The sequence below is a fragment of the Vibrio sp. H11 genome, assembly GCF_004804295.1.
Taxonomy (GTDB): domain Bacteria; phylum Pseudomonadota; class Gammaproteobacteria; order Enterobacterales; family Vibrionaceae; genus Vibrio; species Vibrio ostreae.
Map to the genome: position 1 here is coordinate 52,062 of NZ_SSHN01000003.1, position 19,676 is coordinate 71,737.

Annotated in this window: 16 protein-coding genes; 6 read left to right on the forward strand and 10 right to left on the reverse strand. The window is 48.2% G+C overall.

The window, feature by feature from the left end; all coding sequences use genetic code 11:
- Nucleotides 1-2 precede the first annotated feature (2 nt).
- From aer2 to E6C74_RS05275, 7 genes are all read right to left on the reverse strand, one after another.
- Entirely contained in the window at nt 3-2,417 is a 2,415-nt protein-coding gene (gene aer2, locus E6C74_RS05245; protein WP_136483650.1) for an aerotaxis transducer Aer2, read from the reverse strand.
- Nucleotides 2,418-2,427: 10 nt separating this feature from the next.
- Complete coding sequence (locus E6C74_RS05250) at nt 2,428-2,892, reverse strand: chemotaxis protein CheW (RefSeq protein ID WP_136483651.1); 465 nt, start codon at nt 2,890-2,892, stop codon at nt 2,428-2,430.
- On the reverse strand, nt 2,892-3,371 hold the full coding sequence (locus E6C74_RS05255) for a chemotaxis protein CheW (protein WP_240798142.1): 480 nt from the start codon (nt 3,369-3,371) through the stop codon (nt 2,892-2,894). The genes E6C74_RS05250 and E6C74_RS05255 overlap by 1 nt, the downstream gene beginning before the upstream one ends.
- A 75-nt stretch (nt 3,372-3,446) precedes the next feature.
- Nucleotides 3,447-5,630, reverse strand: coding sequence for a chemotaxis protein CheA (locus tag E6C74_RS05260; protein WP_136483653.1), 2,184 nt, complete (start codon nt 5,628-5,630; stop codon nt 3,447-3,449).
- A gap of 147 nt (nt 5,631-5,777) precedes the next feature.
- Nucleotides 5,778-6,137, reverse strand: a complete 360-nt coding sequence (locus E6C74_RS05265; RefSeq protein ID WP_136483654.1) for a response regulator — start codon at nt 6,135-6,137, stop codon at nt 5,778-5,780.
- 16 nt (nt 6,138-6,153) lie between these two features.
- Complete coding sequence (locus E6C74_RS05270; RefSeq protein ID WP_136483655.1) at nt 6,154-6,426, reverse strand: STAS domain-containing protein; 273 nt, start codon at nt 6,424-6,426, stop codon at nt 6,154-6,156.
- 291 nt (nt 6,427-6,717) lie between these two features.
- Nucleotides 6,718-8,778, reverse strand: coding sequence for a GNAT family N-acetyltransferase (locus E6C74_RS05275; RefSeq protein ID WP_136483656.1), 2,061 nt, complete (start codon nt 8,776-8,778; stop codon nt 6,718-6,720).
- Between the two features lie 207 nt (nt 8,779-8,985).
- On the opposite strand from E6C74_RS05275, the gene E6C74_RS05280 reads away from it, so the two are divergent.
- A complete protein-coding gene (locus tag E6C74_RS05280) occupies nt 8,986-10,017 on the forward strand; it encodes a spermidine/putrescine ABC transporter substrate-binding protein (RefSeq protein WP_136483657.1) in 1,032 nt (343 codons plus the stop codon).
- A gap of 77 nt (nt 10,018-10,094) precedes the next feature.
- On the opposite strand, the gene E6C74_RS05285 is transcribed toward E6C74_RS05280, so the two are convergent.
- Together E6C74_RS05285 and E6C74_RS05290 are read right to left on the reverse strand one after the other, a co-directional pair.
- Nucleotides 10,095-11,066: a ParB/RepB/Spo0J family partition protein gene (locus E6C74_RS05285; RefSeq protein WP_136483658.1), complete on the reverse strand. Its 972-nt coding sequence runs from the start codon at nt 11,064-11,066 to the stop codon at nt 10,095-10,097.
- Between the two features lie 7 nt (nt 11,067-11,073).
- Nucleotides 11,074-12,291 carry an AAA family ATPase gene (locus tag E6C74_RS05290; RefSeq protein ID WP_136483659.1) on the reverse strand — a complete coding sequence of 406 codons (1,218 nt, stop codon included), beginning with the start codon at nt 12,289-12,291 and terminating at the stop codon, nt 11,074-11,076.
- Nucleotides 12,292-13,564: 1,273 nt separating this feature from the next.
- On the opposite strand from E6C74_RS05290, the gene E6C74_RS05295 reads away from it, so the two are divergent.
- The 5 genes from E6C74_RS05295 (at nt 13,565) to E6C74_RS05315 (ending at nt 18,742) form a co-directional block, all read left to right on the forward strand.
- Nucleotides 13,565-15,541 (forward strand): replication initiator protein RctB domain-containing protein, encoded by a 1,977-nt coding sequence (locus E6C74_RS05295; RefSeq protein ID WP_136483660.1) that lies wholly within the window; start codon nt 13,565-13,567, stop codon nt 15,539-15,541.
- Nucleotides 15,542-16,406: 865 nt separating this feature from the next.
- Nucleotides 16,407-16,604 (forward strand): hypothetical protein, encoded by a 198-nt coding sequence (locus E6C74_RS05300; RefSeq protein WP_136483661.1) that lies wholly within the window; start codon nt 16,407-16,409, stop codon nt 16,602-16,604.
- A 161-nt stretch (nt 16,605-16,765) separates the two neighbouring features.
- The gene (locus E6C74_RS05305; protein ID WP_168796966.1) at nt 16,766-16,975 is read left to right on the forward strand and encodes a DUF3283 family protein; all 210 of its coding nucleotides are present in this window, start codon (nt 16,766-16,768) and stop codon (nt 16,973-16,975) included.
- A gap of 76 nt (nt 16,976-17,051) precedes the next feature.
- Nucleotides 17,052-17,768 carry a YebC/PmpR family DNA-binding transcriptional regulator gene (locus E6C74_RS05310; RefSeq protein WP_136483663.1) on the forward strand — a complete coding sequence of 239 codons (717 nt, stop codon included), beginning with the start codon at nt 17,052-17,054 and terminating at the stop codon, nt 17,766-17,768.
- A 92-nt stretch (nt 17,769-17,860) separates the two neighbouring features.
- A complete protein-coding gene (locus E6C74_RS05315; RefSeq protein WP_136483664.1) occupies nt 17,861-18,742 on the forward strand; it encodes an NAD(P)-dependent oxidoreductase in 882 nt (293 codons plus the stop codon).
- Between the two features lie 166 nt (nt 18,743-18,908).
- Here the strand turns inward: E6C74_RS05315 and E6C74_RS05320 are convergent, their stop codons facing one another.
- The gene (locus tag E6C74_RS05320; protein ID WP_136483665.1) at nt 18,909-19,295 is read right to left on the reverse strand and encodes a DUF393 domain-containing protein; all 387 of its coding nucleotides are present in this window, start codon (nt 19,293-19,295) and stop codon (nt 18,909-18,911) included.
- Between the last annotated feature and the right edge of the window lie 381 nt (nt 19,296-19,676).

Consider the following 19,676-nt stretch of genomic DNA (forward strand, 5'->3'; position numbering starts at 1 on the left):
TATTAGAACTCTTCCCATTCATCACCATCGTCACTGAGATTCATCTTGGCGTTGGCAACTTTTCCACTGGCACGTAAATCCCTGACATTGCCACGCTTGCCGGTTGGCTTGGCTGCGATTGGAGATCGTTTGGTCTCAAAGGTCGTAATGTTGCTGTCGGTGGCAAAGAAGTTCATCAGATTAAGCAGCTCTTTACCTTCGTCTTTCAGCGACTGGCTCGCCGCCGAAATTTCCTCAACCAGCGAGGCATTTTGCTGCGTCATCTCATCCATGGCGGTTACCGCGCGATTGATCTCATCAATACCGGTCGACTGCTCTATACTCGATGACGTGATCTGGCTAATCAGTACCGAAACTTTCTGCACCGCTTCAACTAACTCATCCAGCGTAGCACCGGATTCATTCACCAGACGTGAACCTTCATCCACTTTCTCGACACTGTCTTTAATTAAGCCTTTAATCTCTTTCGCTGCCGCGGCACTGCGCTGTGCCAGGTTACGTACTTCACCCGCCACAACCGCAAATCCACGCCCTTGTTCACCGGCCCGCGCCGCTTCGACAGCGGCGTTCAGCGCCAGCAGATTGGTCTGGAATGCAATCTCATCAATCACACCGATGATGTCAGCAATCTTCTTGCTCGCGGTGTTGATTTCGCTCATCGCGTTAATAGCCTGCCCGACCACCTGGCCGCCCTGACTGGCTTTTTTCGCCGCATCGTTTGACACGGTATTGGCATCTTTAGCGTTATCAGCATTCTGGCGCACTGTCGCGGTCATTTGTTCCATACTGGCTGCCGTTTGCTCCAGATTTGACGCCTGGGCTTCAACGCGCTGACTGAGGTCATTATTCCCGTCGGCAATTTCGGTCGAGGCAGTCGCCACCCGTGCCGAGGATTTCGTGATCTTATCGACCATATTGCGCAAGTTGATGATCGAAGTATTGACCGCTTCAGCCAGTCGCCCAAATTCACCCTGATGATCAGACGGCATCTGATTATTCAGGTTGCCTTCAGCCACCTCACTCATCACGTCAATACACTGGCCAAGCGGTTCAACCAGAGTATCAAGCAGATTATTAATACCATCGCCCAGCTCCCGCATAAATCCACTGTAAGCGGCCGTGTTGATGCGTTCATGCAACTGACCATCAATCGCTTTCTGAATCAGACTTTCCACCTGACGCTGGCCATCCTGTTGCTCGGTGATATCCACCCATTGCAGTGCCGGACCAATGTAGTTGCCTTTGCTGTCATGCATCGCAATACAGGTCAGATTGAACTCCAGCGCTCCGACCGCAATATTGGAACTGAATGGCAGGCGATCAGGATTATTAATGATATTACGCTGATGGCCTGGGTTTTTATGGAAAACATCAATGTTGCGTCCGACCAGATGATCAACATCAAAACCTGGAAATGCTTGCTGCAGCTCCCGTTGTCGGCTGCGCAGTAATTCCGTCAGCGACGGATTGAGATAACGTATGATGCCTTCAGGGTCAGCCATCATCAGGTTGGTGGTCATGCCCTCAACGGCAGAAGCAAGACGACCGATTTGCATGTCCATCGCACGCTCTTCGGTCACATCACGCCATTCCAGCGTGTTGCCAATATAGGCACCACCCTTATCGAAAATTGCCGCAACATTGAGTTCTATTTTGATATCGCTGATGGCGATATCAGTACTGTATGGCAGATTACCCGGGTCGCTGAGCATCTTGCGCTGGTGGGCCGGATTGCGGTGGAACTCATCAATACAACGCCCCATCAGCCAGTCTGACGAAGCGGTAAAACCAGACCAGACAGTGCGTAGTTTCGCTTCATGCTTACCAAACAGATTCAGCGTTTCCTGGTTGATGTAAGTGATATTGAAATCACGATCAATCATGACCATCGCGGTTTGGGCCTGATCGATGGCCGCGCGCAGGCGTGCCACTTCATTTTCCTGCTGCCGTTCTGCCGTGACATCACGCCACTCCAGGGTGTTACCGACATACTGTCCGTCATGATCGAGTATCGCGCCGACGTTAAGTTCGATCTTAACGCCGCGAATGTCTATGGTCGTGATATAGGGCAGACGAGCCGGTGTCGATAACATCTGACGCTGGTGGGCCGGATTAGCATGAAACAGATCGATACAATAGCCGAGTAAAAAGTCTTCCTCAGCACGAAAGTTAGGCCATACCGATTTGAACAGGCTCTCATGCTGTTTGAGTAACAGCATCGATTGTTTGTTGACATAAGTGATTTTGAAATCACGGTCGATCATCATTAATGCCGTTTGTGCAGCATTTAACGCCGACAGCAGATGTTGATTGGAAATACCAAAACTCGCCTTGGCCGGAGTCTCATCTTGCACCACGTGACTGACTGGCGCGCTATCGTGTTTTTGTTGTTGGGGTTTGCGGTTCCAGAATGGCATGAGTATTCCCTCACATGATTGCAGCTTCGACGGAATGGTGTTGCAGCTTGCTCACATCAAACAGAGCTTCAACATCAATCAAAATTAGGTGGCCACTTTTGACCGAGGCGATGCCTTTAATAAAAGGCTGCGGCTGTGAACAAGATAAACCGGGCGCAGGTTTTATCTGCTGTTGCGACAGTTCGTACACTTCAGCGACACCATCCACGATAAGTCCGAGCGGCTGTTTGGCACTGTCATTAAGGACAATCACCACGGTGGTGGCACTAATGCAAGCCGGTTCCAGATTGAAACGACGCCGTAAATCAACTATCGGCACATATTCACCACGAATATCCAGAACGCCGAGTAAGTAATCCGGACCGTTGGGGACGGAACGTACCTCGCTCCAGCCACGCACTTCACGTACATCTAAAATGGGTACGCCATATTCATCTTGTGCCAGAATGAAGCTTAAAAATTCCTGACTGTGCATCACGCCTCCTCGCCCAGTAAACGCTGGATATCCAGCAGGGCTTCGGTATCCAGCAGCGACATCACCTCTTCACCGACATTGAGCAGGCCTTGCAGATACGGAGCAATTGACGTCTCGCCGATAGCGGGAAACAACTCGTTGTCACCCTGGCCGATGACGTCACTGACCGCATCCACTACCAGGCCCATCAGACGAGTTTGTTCACCGAACTCACTGCGCACCACTAACACCACGGTAGTCGGCAGATAATCGTTAGAGCCGATGCCGAAACGCAGACGCAGACGCAAATCCATGATAGGAACTATCATACCGCGCAGATTAATCACTCCTTTGACGAAATGAGGCGCGCGAGGAATCGGCGTAGGATGCTCCCAGACGCGGATTTCTTCAATGTCGCAAATCGCCACGCCATACAATTCACTGGCCAGACGAAAACTGAGAAAGTCGGCATTCATTGCCGAAGCATCATGACTGGCCATCAACGCAGCATGAACCACGGATTCATGTTGCAGCGGATGCGCATGTTCGATATCCATTCCTAACTCTCCTTGTTATCAGGCAGCAATCACTTTCTGGGTCTGACTGCGACGTTTCAGATAATTGGTAATCAGCCCCTGAATATCCAGGATCAAAGACACCGAGCCATCTCCAAGAATGGTTGCTCCCGAGATACCGGCCACCTTGGCATAATTGGACTCCAGGCTCTTGATCACCACCTGTTGCTGATCAAGTAACTCATCAACCAGCAAACCGACCCGGTTGCCCGCCGCTTCAACAAAACAGAGCAAGCGCTTATCCAGCGGGCCGCTGGCACCCATTTCCAGTTCATCCTGCAGGCGCAGTATCGGAATATTGTCTTCCCGCAAGCGATACAGTTCGACACCGCCGGAAGCCAGTTTGACGCAGGCGGGGTTAATCTGGATCGATTCGATGATAGTCAGCAGAGGAATGATGTAGACCTCCTGACCAACCTTAACCAGTTGGCCGTCGAGGATAGCCAGGGTCAGCGGCAGATTGATAGTAAAATGGCTGCCGCGTCCCAGTTCAGAATCCAGCTCAATATGCCCGCCAAGCTCTTCAATGTTGCGTTTCACCACATCCATGCCCACCCCGCGGCCGGAAATATCAGACACCTGTTCTGCGGTGGAAAATCCCGGAGCGAAAATCAGGCTCATCACCTGTTTATCACTGATATCTTCGCGTCGGCTGTCTGCGGGTAACACACCTTTCTCCACCGCCTTGCGCCAGATTCGCTCACAATCAATCCCGGCACCATCGTCTTTGACTTCAATAACAATTGAGCCCCCCTGATGGTAGGCTTTCAGTTCCACACAACCGGTTTCTGATTTACCGGCCTGCAGCCGCTGGTGTGGCTGCTCTATACCGTGGTCAATGCCGTTACGTACCAGGTGAACCAGCGGGTCCACAATACGCTCCAGCACGGTTTTATCGAGTTCGGTATTTTCGCCTTCAATTTTAAGCTCTACCTTTTTCTCCAGCCGGCCACACAAATCACGTACCAAGCGGGGAAAGCGACTAAACGCAAAACTCATTGGCAACATGCGAATATTGAGTACGTTTTCCTGTAGATCTTTACTATTTTGCAGTAGTTGCGCCAAGCCGGATTTGAGTTTTTCCAGCTTATCCATCGAAAAGTCGTTGCCAATTTCGGTTAACATGGATTGGGTAATCACCAGTTCGCCGACCAGATTAATCAGGCTGTCAACTTTATCGATATCCACCCTGATAGAAGTGACGCTGGACTCAGATTTGGCTGGTTTCACTGCCGCTTTGACTGCTGGCTCAGCCGCTAGAATAGGCGCCGCACTCACCTTAGCTGCAGCACTCACATCAGGTGTGGCGACCTTCGCTCCTTCCTCAACCTGCCCAACACGCGTTAAGTCACCAGCGGTATTGACTGCCGGGGTTGATGACCAAGCTGCACCTTGCGCATCATTGTCACCGGCAGCCATGTCCTCGCTGCCCGGCAGCTCAGACGCTATTCGATTAAGATGCAGGTCACATTCATCTTCAACCCATTCAAATATCTCCCGAATTTCACTCTCTTCGAGCGCTGCACTGAGCCGGATCCGCCACGCCAGATAACACAGCTCAGGCTCGAGTTCGAGCAATTCAGGTAAAGCACGGCTATCGACGTCGAGCTGGCATTGCGGGTCAAGCTGTTGCAACTCACGCAAAATACGTAGCGGATCATTACCACTGAAGAACAACTCGCGATGAGGTACAAACTGTAATTGCCATTCTCCGGGCGCGGAGTGGGCAGAGGAATCACTGCCGGAACGAAGTGGCGTTGCGGCTTGTTGACCACTTTGTCCCGTTTGATGTTCCGTGCCTTTGAGCAAGGCGCTCAATTCGAGCCCGACTTGATGTGTCATTGCCGTGTCACACGGAGAGCCCTGTTCATGACCATGAAGTAACTCGCGTATCATGTCGCAACTTTTCAATAGTACATCGACGCTGTTACTGCTGAGTTGCGTCTGATGGTTGCGAACCAGGTCAAGATAAGCCTCAACGGAATGGGTAAACTCGCTGATATCGAGTAAATTGAATGTCGCGGCACCGCCTTTGATAGAATGGGCGGCCCGAAAAATAGTATTAATGGTTTCATCATCGGCCTGTTGCGGGTCGAGATGTAGTAACACATTTTCCAGCACTTCAAGATTTTCACGACATTCCTCGTAAAACATCTTGCGCAGTTGCTCCATATCTAAAGCCATACCCTGCCCTACCAATTAACGTTATTCGTGACGCCCAAATCGCTTATCTTTTCTAGTACTGCTTATCTGATGTTGAGCTCTGGGTTGTTAACCAGATTTTGATTTAACAATTTATCCTTACCCGTAGAATCTGCGTTTACCCAGTGGTTACAGGACTCGTTGCAGCGTTTTGAGCAGCGTGTCCGGATTAAACGGTTTGACTATCCAACCGGTCGCACCGGCCTGTTTGCCTTGCTGTTTTTTCTCGGTACTGGTTTCAGTGGTTAACATCAGAATAGGAATAAACTTGTACTGTGGATTACCCCGAATCGCTTTAACCAATTCGAAGCCGCCCATGTTAGGCATGTTGACATCGGAAATAATCACATCAAATTTAGTACGCTGCGCCTTGATTAGCGCATCCTGGCCATCATTGGCCGTTTCTACTTCAAAGCCAGCGTCTTTAAGAGTATGACTGACCATCTGGCGAATAGAGATCGAATCATCGACGGCGAGAATTTTAGTCATCACGTTTTCCTTCTCATTACTGAGCACCCATAAGTATGCTGTCCAGTCCCAAGACTTTAAGGCCTTCCTCAAGCGTCTCAGATACGTTTTGAAACTGTAAATCTTTTCCGGCCACCCGAGCAGAATGATGAAATGAAACCAGCAGCTGCAATCCAGCCGCATCAACACGATTCACGCAGGCAGCATCAAGCACAATGACATCATCACTGTGCTGTTGAAGCCACTGGGTATATTGAACCTTGCAATCAACGACATTGCTGATATCCAGACTTTCATTGAGAGAAAACATGAAGTTTCACCTTACTGACGTGCGTGGATGCGAATTTTGGTCTTATGAAATGAGTGTAGAAACTAATGCTTAATTAGCAAATTCTCCACAACGTTTATACGGGATGCAGCAACCGGTGCTTTTAAACAAGATGCGTTATAAGCGATTAAATTAGAAAGGAAATTTTCATCTGATTAGCAAATCAAAAAGTCCTACCGGTTCAATGAGACCAATAGGACTTTTTTGTTATGTCGGGTTGTTCACACCCATTTACAGTGTAAATCGGGTAACGCGATTTACACTCGAATAACTTCAGGCTGTCAGTTTACAGTGTAAATTACTCAGTAACTTAGCCAACTCCGTACGGATGTCCTGTTCGGCCTGTTTACGACCAGTGTAATGATAACGTCTGGCACATTCTTGCCATGACCGTTGCTGGACCACTTTCGCAATCATCAGCTCAGATAGCTCCAGCCACTGCTGCGGCGCTAAAGCCAGTAAAAGTTGCTCAATCCAAACGGCAACACTTTCGTAGTTCGCGCCACCGTGGGCATAGCCGGACAATAAGTGATAGGGGACGGTCTGGTCAGAACTTGCTGACTGGCGTGCCGCCATCAACGCTTGCACCAGCCCCGTATCCAATCCCTGCAAACTATCTTTTAATTCATAACACAGATGCTGATAAAACTGCTGCTCAGCTGATGACATCCAATCACCACCAGACGCCCGGACCATTAACAGTGAATAACAGCCACTGGCTTGATCGCGCTGCGAGCCGAGCTTGACCGCTCGAAATTGGTTGCTGAGCCAAAAGCGAATCAGATGCTTGGTCGCGCCAAAGCTCGTCGCGTAATAGTCCGCCGGATTGTGCGCAATAAAGTGCTGCAGTAATTGAGACCCAAGCCCGAGTTGCTGGCACTGTGGGTGCACAGCAATCCGCATTACCCGCCAACAGGCTTGCTGCGCAGCCTCAGTCAGCCCGAGTTGATTGGCTAACGTCACTGGCGCTAACTGACCTCTCGGGCGCCGGGCGCCGAGCTGAATCTGAGTAATCAGCTCAGCATTCAGGCCACCTTCGCGCACCGCAAGAATGCAGCCCACGATCTGTTGTCCAAATTTAGCCTCCTGTTGCCCAGATTTAGCAACATACACCGACATGGCCTCATCACCCAGCAGATGCAGCAGGTCGTTAGGTGATGTTTGATAATGAGCATTGACCAATAAAGAGAAGATCTCAGACAGCAGTTGTGGCTGCTGCAACAGTTGCTGTTTACTCACCTGCTGATAACCAACCGCAGCGATGGAGAAATCTGCAGCCAAAGCTGGAAATTCATAATCAAGTAAAAACGCGCGTCGATGCCATGCTTCCAGCGGATCACCCAGGCTCCAGCGAATCGGTTGGTCAATATGCTGACTGCGAAATTGCGGACGCTCTTGCTGTAGCCAGTGAAGGAATTTGAGCGTAAAGCCACGCCCGCATCCTTCATAACCATGAATCGTGGTAGAAAACACCGCGCGATGATAACGGTCCACCAACGCAATTAACCAAGGCAGTGGCAGCGCCGCCGCCTCGTCGACCAACAACAGATCGCAATCCGGCGTCTGACTGATTAACTCATCCGGTGCAACAAAACGCAAACTCGACTGTCCGAATCCAATCTCCCCTCTTTTTATCACCGCGTCTTGTAAACCGAGCTCGGCATGTCGAAAAAGCGGAGCCACACTGGCTAAAGACGGCGCCGTAACCAGGATGTGCAAATTACGGCTTTGCATTAAACGCGCCGCCGCCATGCCCAGTGCACTGCTTTTCCCGCGTCCGCGATCGGCGGTTAACACCAGTGGCCGCTTACGGTGCCCGCTGACTACCCGTTCGACATTATCGATTGCGTCATTCTGCTGAGAAAAATCGATATCGCCGAATGGCTGTTGCCGGGCAGGCATTAGCGGTAATTGTCGCGGCGTAATCACTGGCAGTTCATCCAGACAGCGATTCAGCCACTGCGTGGCGGGACTGTTTTTTTGCGGCAGCTCCCCTAGCACAATCAATAGCCCGCCGCCGACTAAAGTCCCTAACGCCGCACTGAAACTATTTGCGTCCAGACCCGCCGAGACATCACAAATCAGCAACTGGCATTCACGTCCGAGAAACTGCTGGCCTTTGTTAAAGGCAACATGTTCAGCATGCGTCACATGCTCACCGCCCAACTGAAAGACAGTTGCAACCGAAGATTTGTCACTCAGACAATCTGCTAATATGGAGTCATGCCATGGCACTGTGGCAGCAATACGCACCCCAAAGCGGCAATGCTGCTGTTTGGCTTGTTGTGATAATTGCAAAAGAAAGTGAGAAATGTCTGCACTGGAAATTGTCATAAACTTTGCTCTGAATAACCCTGGCTCCATGTTAGCACACGCATCAGCAGCGATAAGAGCGCTATCGTTGCGTAGCAACAGAATCGCGCTCCACAGTGAAAATTTTTTGCCAAAACGACAAATTATATTTGCTTTATTAAGAACCTGATTTCACTAATGATGCAACAGAAATCCAGTATGGTGCTGGGCCAGAGGAAAGCAAATGCAATGAAACATTTCATCAAAGGATTGGTATTGGCTGCGGCCGTCGCGGCGTCGCAAGTCAACGCAGAAACACAAAGCCTGAACGTGTATGCCTGGGGCGGTTACCTGCCTGAAGCATCGTTGAAAAAGTTTGAACAGCAAGAAGGTGTCACCATCAACTATTCTACTTTCGAGAATAATGAGTCGATGTATACCAAGCTCAAACTTCTCAAAGGCAGTGGTTATGATGTGGTGTTCGCCTCCGCCTATTTTATCGAAAAAATGGGCCGTGAAGGTTTGTTGAGCGAACTCGACCACAACCAAATCCCGAACATGAAGGATACGGTGCCTGCCCTGCTTGGTCAGGCTCATGATCCACAAAACAAGTATTCATTGCCGTACATCTGGGGGGTGACCGGATTAAGTTACAACGAAACAGCCATCCCGCAAGGCATCACTAAATGGCAAGATTTATGGGACAGCCAATACCGCCAGCAAGTCATGCTGATCGACGACATCCGTGATGTGTTTGGTATGGCGCTTAAAATGAATGGTTACAGCATCAATACCAAAAACGAGCAAGAAATTGAAAAAGCGTACCAATCTCTCGCAGCGCTGAAAGATAACGTTTTGCTGTATAACTCAGACGCGCCGCATGTACCTTACGTATCAGGAGAAGCGACCTTAGGTATGCAATGGAACGGCAACGCCTATCAGGGACAACAAGATATGCCGGAACTGAAGTTTGTTATGCCGGAAGAAGGGGCGGTATTATGGATGGACAACTTCACCATCCCGTCCGGTAGCCAACAAAAAGCCCTGGCACATAAGTTTATCAACTTTATGTACCAGCCTGAAAACCAGGCCGAAATCGTCAACAGCCTGGGTTATGCCTCAGCAACCAAAGGCGGACGAGCCTTGCTGCCGGAAGCGCTGCGTAACAACACCACTATCTTCCCTTCTGATGAAGATATGGCGAAAGGCGAATTCATCAATGATGTCGGCCCGCAAGCGCTGGCTATCTACGAAAAATACTGGCAGCGCCTGAGAAACTAAAGCTCTGGCCGTAACCTACACCTATCAAAAAGCCCGCTTCATAAGCGGGCTTTTGCACAGGCGAGAGCCAGGTTGTATCAACTCAGTTTCTGCTCAACAAATTCCAGAATCTCTTTCATCAACGCATCGTCGACTTTTTTCAGATTCAGCGCCAGATTAGAGCCTTTGCGCGCGTAACTTGCACGACCTTTGATAAGATCAACCTTGTTGCTCACGGCACGCTTGGGGGGGACCAGTTCCTGAATCCAGGCTTCCAGCGTCTCAGTTACTTCTTTGGTGATACGGGCAACACCCTGAGCATCACAACGCTGCCAGACGAAACCATCACTCTGATGACACTTAGCCAACAGCTCGCGCTGCTGGGCTTCACTCAGGTCATTAAACTGCTTATGCAGCTTGACGATGGTCGGCCGACCCAGTTCTACCACATTAGGATAAGCCTGCAGCAACTCAAGTGGCAGTGCCGCGGCTTTCAGCGCGCCGCTGACCAGAGCTTCACTGCACTGGAATATCTTAGCCAGCGCTTTCTGATCTTCTGCTTCACCGCTGTCGAGTTTGGCCTGCATTTCACGCCCTTTCTCATACAGCGACAGAGGTTTATGCGCATTTGCTACGTCAGACAGGAACTTGGCGTGTTCGCCATTAATGTGCTCACCAACGTAAATCAAGAACTCTTGGCCGGCCAAAATACAAGACATACGACGACGGCTGCCATCGAGAACCTCAATACGGCCATCCTCACAACGGCGTCCGACCGCCGGATACTGTTGCCCACGTTCACGTAAGGTGGTCAGGACATCCGACAGGGCATGCTCGTTAAGAAAAGCCTGTTCACGGGCGTTTTCGGCAAATACCCGGGTCTGACTCTCTACTTCGTCAGCAGGTATACGTACCAGTTCGAAAGTCACCAGCTCTTCACCGGCCACAGACAGTTCAATCACCTGCGCCTGCTCTTTGGCTGCAGCCTGAGCTTCCGCGGGTGTTGACGCACGACGTTTATTGGCCTTGCCAAACAGTTTTGCATTCAGATCAGACGTTTTAATTGCCATGTGTTACTTACCCCTGGTTAAGTGAAGTCCAATTTGAGTGAAGCACGCGTTCCAGTTCCAGCGCACTCTTTTGCACTGCATCCTGAGCCGTGGCCAGCGTTTTCTTACCGCCTTCAAAGTCACCCGTGGTGAGATCGAATACAGTGCTGTAAGTATCGGCACAAGTTTCAAAAGCACGGCTACGCGGAATGGTTGCCATCATGACCTGATCACCGAGCAGGTAGTTCATTTCGGTCAGGACTGACACTTGTTTCTTGTTGTCATCTTCAAACATGGTCGGCATCAAACGAACAAATTCCAGCCCTTTCCAATCATCCGGAAACATTTCATACACGGTCGGTAAATGCTGAAAGAAGTTCACGGTCGATGCCCAGTCGAGACGCTTCGCGGCACATGGAATCAATAACGCATTCGAAGCATACATCGCATTCCACACCAGCGGGTCGACGTGCGGGCCAGTATCAATCATGATGACATCGAACTCGTCAGCAATCTTGTCAATCAGCTTTTCTTTTAGCAAACGCACAATATCCAGCGACTGATTCTGAGACAGGTATTGCCACGCTTCCGCGTTAAACATCGCATCTTCCGGAAACGCAGAAATGGTTTTCAGATTTGGATACTGAGTCGAAAGCATCACATTTTTTTGCAGGAATGCTTTGTCAACCTCAACTTCTTCCGGCACATTGTCGAGCATAATGTCGACCGCTGAATAGATGTTGTTGTGCTCTGCCAGGCTGATCTGCGGGTTAAGGAACAAACGCAGTGAGCCTTGGGGATCCAAGTCAATCAGACAAATGCGATAACGTTTATCGAGGTTGAGTGCCAGACACGCCGCCAGATGGACCGCTGTCATCGACTTACCGGTACCACCCTTCTGGTTCTGAACGTTAATAATCCACGGTTTATTATCCGTATTTTTCTTACGTTGGTGGAATTTGGGGATACCCGCCGCATCCATCAGCATATGTGCTTCAGAGAGAGAAATGGAGTAGTGGTTGGCGTTGTTTTTTGTAAACTGATGCCCGGCCTCTTCCATTTTTGCTATTGCCTCATCCAGTTTACGACGTGTCAAACCTGAACGGGTTTCCATTAGCGCCTTGGACATCGGAGGAAAGTGTTCGTCACGACGTTCCTCCAACACAATCTCAATTCGGTCAGATTGGACTTGCTGTGTCTGTTCCGCTAGCTGGTAGAGATTGTCTATCGTTTGTTCTCTTTTCATAGCCAAATTCCGTGATTAGTGCTTTAAGTCGAATTGTACAGCAATATTAACCATATACAATAAAAAGGTGAACAATCACTTTTAGATAACAATCACATTAAATAGATTTTTAACACAACTTTTATCGAATAAGACTTAAAGGCTGAAAAATCATCGTTTAAAACTAGCGTAATAAGATAATCAAACCCGCAAACTTTTAAAAAGTCACAGCGTCACTTATTTACAATGTAAAACCATTACAAAGTACATCAATTCGCCCACTGCGTCTCTCTGGTGATGCACTCGCCTAATTTTACCGGAACGATTATCTGTGCGGCTTAAATTACGGAGCCTGTCATTTCAATTTCAATCATTCACCTACCAGAACAAAATCCGAGCATAAGGTGCGTATCTTGATCATTAGACCGAATTGAGCGCACTCAGCAAGGTAGCAATGAAAGCATGATCAAGGCTACAATGATGATCATGCTTCCGGTCACTATGGCTGCTACAGGAAACATGATCAAGGTTATTTTTGATCATCTCGCAGCGCCAATTCATCCCCGCCAAGTTGATCCTGGATCGGATCAATGATCAAGAGCAATGCATTTACGGAAGCATGAAAAATTCCGGCAGAACTACGGACAACGTCAATTACAATCAGGGTTAGCGACGAATACGGCCATTCAAAGCCCGGTGATGAATCCTATTCAAGTAACAGCGTTGACAGTATACAGGCCATGATCATGCTTTCGATGCAGTTTCACACCACAATAAGCAAGCGCTGATAAGTACGAGCCTGTCGATGGATTCAGAAAATGGCGATTTTAGCCGCACACTGACCCGGATTGATGAAACTCTTGATCATGCTTCCGTTAAGATCACGAACAGAAAATGAGAAACAGCTCAGGTTTAACATACTGTTATTTCTCAGCTTGTGGATAAAGTGTGTATCGGCCTTGATCATCGTTTGCAGAATGCGTTGATCATTGATTCATGCTGTTCATGATCATGGTTTCAGAGAAGTTTGATCATGCTTTCAATAAGTTAATGATCATCGTTTCGAAATTACTATGATCATGCTTTCGAGAGGTGTAAAAAAAAGACAAGTTAAAACAATGCATTAGAGATGACTTTGGACTCAGATCATATGATCACTCTAATCATCTTATATCAATATAATCAGAAAGATCAGTTATTTAAAACCAACAATTTTTTCTTTATTTATGATCTCTTTTTCTTTATTCTCTTGGAACTATAGCGATATTACGGCTAGTGTGATACGGATCGAATAATGGCATCAGAAAATAAATTGCTGATAAAGGCACCCAGAAGCCACAAAGATGGACATCTCTTTGAGGTTTCTGAAACAGCAGTAGACTGGATTGAACAATATCAGCATTTTAAAGGTGTAACTAAGAGTATTGTTGAACTCCTGAACTTGATCTCACTACGAGGCTTTCGTAGTAGGGACGGCTTAGTTTCAACCACTGAATTGATCGATGCCACTGATGGTCAGCTGACACGTGCTGCGATCCAGCAACGCCTGCGCGCTGCAGTGTCGATCGGTCTGTTTAAACAGGTCCCGGTGCGTTTCGAAGAGGGCCTGGCGGGGAAAACCATGCTGCACCGGTTTGTTAACCCCAATCAGTTGATCTCAGTATTAGGATCAACCAGCCTGATGACAGAATCCGTTAAGCAGACCGAAAAACGCAAACGCTCCAAAGCGCTGGCCCAAACTCAGGTAAATCAACGTTTACTCACGGAACACGGCTTGAATACGCCACCAGCAATGAAAGATGAAGCAGATCAGTTCGTTGTTTCTCCAACGAATTGGGCGGGTATTATCGATCAGGCGCTGGCTCCGCCACGAACGCGTAAAAGTTACCAAAAATCCATGGTGTCGATCTCCGGTACCCGAGCTGTGATCGAAACACGATCGTCAAAGAATATCATGACGGTTGACGATCTGATGACTCTGTTTGCTCTGTTTACCCTGACCGTTCAGTATCATGATCATCATCATGAAGACTATCAACTTAATGCCAGCCACGTACCGAATAAAACACCGCTCTATATCACCGATATTCTCTCATTGCGCGGTAAAAAAGACAGTGGCCCGGCGCGCGATTCTATTCGTGACAGTATTGATCGAATTGAATTTACCGACTTTCAATTGCACGAACTGACCGGACGCTGGCTGAGTGAAAACATGCCGGAAGGCTTCAAAAGTGATCGTTTTCGTTTTCTGGCCCGCACCATTACCGCATCCGAAGAAGCACCGACGGAAGGGAGTGATGGTGAAATTAAGATCAAACCGAATTTGTATATTCTGGTATGGGAACCTTCATTCTTCGAAGAGCTGATGACCCGGGACTACTTCTTCTTGTTCCCGCCGGAGATCCTGAAGCAACACACTCTGGTATTCCAGCTCTACTCTTATTTTCGTAGCCGTATGTCACGTCGCCACACGGATGTGATGCTGCTGAGCGAACTTAACCAGAAGCTGGCGCGTAATATTGAATGGCGGCGCTTTTCAATGGATCTGATCCGCGAACTCAAGCGCTTGTCAGACGGTAAAGGGACCGACGATCTGTTTGTGGTGAATTTGTGGGGTTACCATTTGACGATCACCACTTCGATCGACAAAGGTAAAGTGATCGATTATCAGGTTGATATCAAATGTGATGTCGAAGAAGTACTGCGTTACTCACGAGCCAAAACCACCAATGCCGGCAAACGTAATATGGCGCCAACCCTTCCGAATCCGCTGCGACATGAAATGGTGTCACGTCAGAAACTGGATGAACTGTCAGAAATCATCGATGGCGAATTTGAACCTATTCAGCGTAAAGCGCCTTCTCCGCGCGGTAAACTAGGGCGTCGGGTTAAGCAACGTAAACACCTGGTAGAGATCAACGCGGACGAGATTACCATAACCTTATCCAAATATACCTCTCCAGAGGCTCTGGAACGCAGTATAACGGCTTTAGCCGCTATGACAGGGCATTCCCCTTCCTCTATCCGGGAAGAGTGTGTGGAGCTGATAGATAAGCTGGATTGGCTGCGTGTGGATGACAACGTTATTCCGTACGAGACACTGAGTAAGGTGATTGAGTTGTATAACACCCAAAATCAGAACAAGCATCTGTCGGTCGAGCGGTTGATTTCTGGCCTGGCAGTGCGACGCAAAGTGTGTAAGCAGGTGTTTGAAGGCCATCTGGATGACATGGTATTCCGCGCCTTGGATGAGGTCGCAATCGGAGTGTGAAAACCTCAACCAACACTGAACACAACCCTGACAAAGGCCTGACAAAAGCGGTGACAGGTTTGCGTATCGTTATTAGCGAATAGACAACCTTTTGCCCTATCTGATGAATTAATAGATTGGCTCATATTGTTAGATTCATTCTGAATTATTTTGCGAGTTCTCCCTAAGAACTCGCTTTTTTTTGTCTTAAATTCAATCACATCACTTTAATCCGTTTTACCTTCCTGGAGCGATTTCCTTGATCATGTGTCCGTGAATTGCTGATCGTTGCGCTATATCGCGCAATCTTTGAGCACCAAAAATCGATCCCGCAACAGGCAACTGTCCCGGCTGAATGAAGGGATCGGGGTGAACAGACCGGGCATTGCTCTTGATCATTATCGCCTTGATCATTGTTCCGTCTAGCGAGTTTCGGGTCGTTAACGCTGAATCTTATCGCAGGGGAGGGCGATTGATCTGCTGTTTCTGCCACTCCTTGATCATGCTTTCGTACGTTCAGGAACTGTGGTGTGTAAGAGCAGTAAAACAGCAGTTGGTTATGCAGGACCAAATATGCTCAGGACACGGATGATAGTGGCACTGGAAAAAGTTTAGGAGTCTTGTTGTATAACGGCTGACACGGTGTTTTGCTGCGCTGGTGAGCAATCAACGGGATGAGAAATGAGAACTGGATCGGCTTTATTTTCAGGCGACGATTTTTAAATGTACTTCGAGTTTTGCGGGTCGGCAAAAGATAAATGCAGGCGGACAAATTTAGATTTCTGAACTATCGTTTGAATCACATTCTGGTCTAAATCTGCTTAACAACGATTTACCCGTTTGCTACAGATTAGCTGTCCCTGGCATGGTTTGTTCGGAGGTTAGAATGTCCATCAATTCAATTGACCATGATGAAATGACACATATTGCAAGTAGTTGGGATCTCGCTGAAGAAGTCGAGACTCAACGTCCGGTGAAGAATCTGAAATCAGCGGAAGCGCGCCGTCGTATCGAAACACTGCGCGAGATCCGGGAAAGCGGATTATCCATCGAGGAAGCCAAGGAATTAGGTCTGTTGCATTAACACAACCTGATCGGCATGTTGACAAGGGTGGCGTAAGCCACCCTTTGTATTTTTAGCGCTTTTATTGATGAAAGCCGCTTAAAGCGACATTTTGACTCTTAATTTTTACCATTCCTATGCTATATTTCGCCCCACCTTATCTATCTACTGTGGGCTTACTAATGTCTTTCAACCTTGCGCTGCTGGATGCTGCAGAGAAAAACAAAATTGAACTCGATAAACAGGCTTCTTTTTTAGTTTGGAAGATGAAGCAGGCAAAAGGCGGACCGGAAGAGATCACTAAGCAACTAGCCAAGCTCAGCTCCGAGGCGGAGAAAGCGTGGTTTCAACAGTCGGTTGATAAGTACAAACGAGTGATGGGCGTAATGTAACGCTTGGCCCTCTGCAGAAATTTGATTTTCTGCTAAAATCCGTCGCATTAAATTTTGAACTAGAGAGAACATCCCGATGGGAAGAAGTTTTGAAGTGCGCAAAGCCTCAATGGCGAAAACTCAAGGCGCAAAAATTAAAGTTTATTCCAAATACGGTAAAGAAATTTACGTGTGTGCTAAGAACGGTGGTTCAGACCCTGAGATGAATCTGTCTCTGCGTCACCTGATCACTAAGGCGAAAAAAGACCAGGTACCAGCACACGTTATCGAAAAGGCGATTGATAAAGCCAGTGGCGGCGGTGGTGAAGATTACCAACCAGCACGTTACGAAGGTTTTGGCCCTGGCGGTATCAGCGTGATCGTTGACTGTCTGACTGACAACGGTAACCGTACTTTCCAGGATGTTCGCCAGTGTTTCGTTAAGACCGGCGCTAAGATTGGTACGCCAGGTGTGGTTTCACACATGTTTGATCACCAGGCTGTATTCCAGTTCCAGGGCGACGATGAAGAAGCCGTACTGGAAGCGTTGATGATGGAAGATGCTGACGTGACCGATATCCAGCTGGAAGATGGTGTGATCACTGTCTTTGCTCCAAACACGGAATTCTTCAAAGTGAAAACTGCTCTGGGTACCGCATTCCCGGATCTAACTATCGACGTTGAAGAAGTCACGTTCGTTCCTCAGAACCGCACTGCGATTGCCGGTGAAGATGCTGAGAAATTCCAGAAGTTCCTGGATATGCTGGATGATTGTGACGATGTTCAGCAGGTTTACCACAACGCTGAAATCTAATCATTGAAGAGCCGGGCTGAGCCCGGCTTTTTTGTGTCTGCAATTTGTGATGGCAGCGCGGTGAAAAGGGCAGCCTCAATAAGGAGTCAATTATGAATGTCAGTTTTATTGGTTTAGGTGTGATGGGCTATCCGATGGCCGGTCATCTTGTCAAAGCTGGTTTTACCGTGACGGTTTACAACCGCACCGAAGCGAAAGCCAAAGCGTGGGCTGAGCAGTTTGGTGGCCACTATGCAGCGACGGTTGAAGAGTGTGTGCGCCAGGCCGAGGTAGTATTGACCTGCGTTGGGAATGACGATGACGTGCGCTGCATGACCACCAGCGCCAGCGGTGCTTTAGCATTTATGCAGCCAGGTGCAATTTTGGTCGACCATACGACTACCTCTGCATTGTTGGCTGAAGAACTCGCCGCAGCGGCGCAATACGTTGGTGTGCGTTTTATGGACGCGCCGGTTTCCGGTGGCCAGGCCGGGGCTGAGAATGGGGTACTGACCATTATGTGTGGCGGTGAAAAAGCGCTGTTTGATCAATTGCAGCCGGTGTTTGATGCTTATGGTCGCTCGTCGGTGCTGATGGGCGCGGTAGGGCAGGGGCAACGTGCCAAAATGGTCAATCAGATCTGTATTGCCGGAGTGCTGAACGGGTTGTCGGAGGGGCTGATTCTGGCTGAAAATGCCGGGTTGGATATTGCTACTCTGGTCGCTTGCCTGAAAAATGGTGCTGCCGGCTCGTGGCAGATGGAAAATCGGGCGCAAACCATGGCCGAGAATCAGTTTGATTTCGGTTTTGCGATTGACTGGATGATTAAAGATCTCGGTTTCTGTCTCGATGAAGCTGAGCGGCAGGGAATCCGTTTGCCGATGACCGAAAAAACCGCCCAGGCGTACCGGGCATTGTCAGCGCAAGGCGATGGCAGAATGGACACATCGGTATTGATTAAGGCCGTTAAAAACGATAGCCAAAAAACAGCGTAATTAACAGATTGATGTTACACGAGAATAGTTATTAACTATTTGATAACAAAGAGATCTTGTTCAAAGTTTTAATGTTCCAGAAGCGACGGTTTACAGTGTAAAACCGTCGCTTTTTTAAGCGCTGTTGTTGGCCAATAAGACAGGCACAAATATTAAAATATGGCGTCTATCGACCACATTGGTTGTTGTCGCAGCGGCTTTGACCTATCAGCCAGCGTGATATGGTGTAACGATGCTTAGCAAACAGAAGATAACACTGGTCGGCTAACGTCTTAATAAGCGGCCAACGTGTCGGTGCATAAATCCAGCCTTTTCCGACCAGTCTCCAAGCCTGGTGTAATACATCCAAACCGCGAATCAATTGGTTACGGTTATTGTAAGCAAGAATGATTCGCTGTGCCTCGGCCGGATCGATGTCGGGATAGTCCGCCATCTGGTCGCTGTTGATATCGATGAGCGCAATCAGATTGTGATCGTCGTAGCGTTTTAAGGCACGCATTTCGCGTACACAAAGCGGACATTGGCCGTCAAAAAAAATCGTAATTTGTGACATGTTTTAAGAATATTTATTTTCCTTTTCTTTGACAAAATGATGACAGTTATTGACTGAGGTCAAAGAAAGTTTATTTAAATAACAGGAAGTTGACGTCCTTAACCATGGTTTGATAAAGGTTTATATTTGCTTATGATTCCATTTTTGCAAGATTAGATTGCAATTTCGTCTACTGTGATCGACAAACAATGACCGCATAATGCGTCGGATGTAACAATTTGTATGCGGCTGTGGCATTTGGGTATATGCGCGAATGGCAGAGAAAATGACGAATGTCGGAATTCTGAGTGGCGTATACATAAATGTTACATGAAGTAAACATTTGTGCAAGCTCAATTACACATAAAAACTCATAAACATCAACCGCGGGTTCTTAAAAGT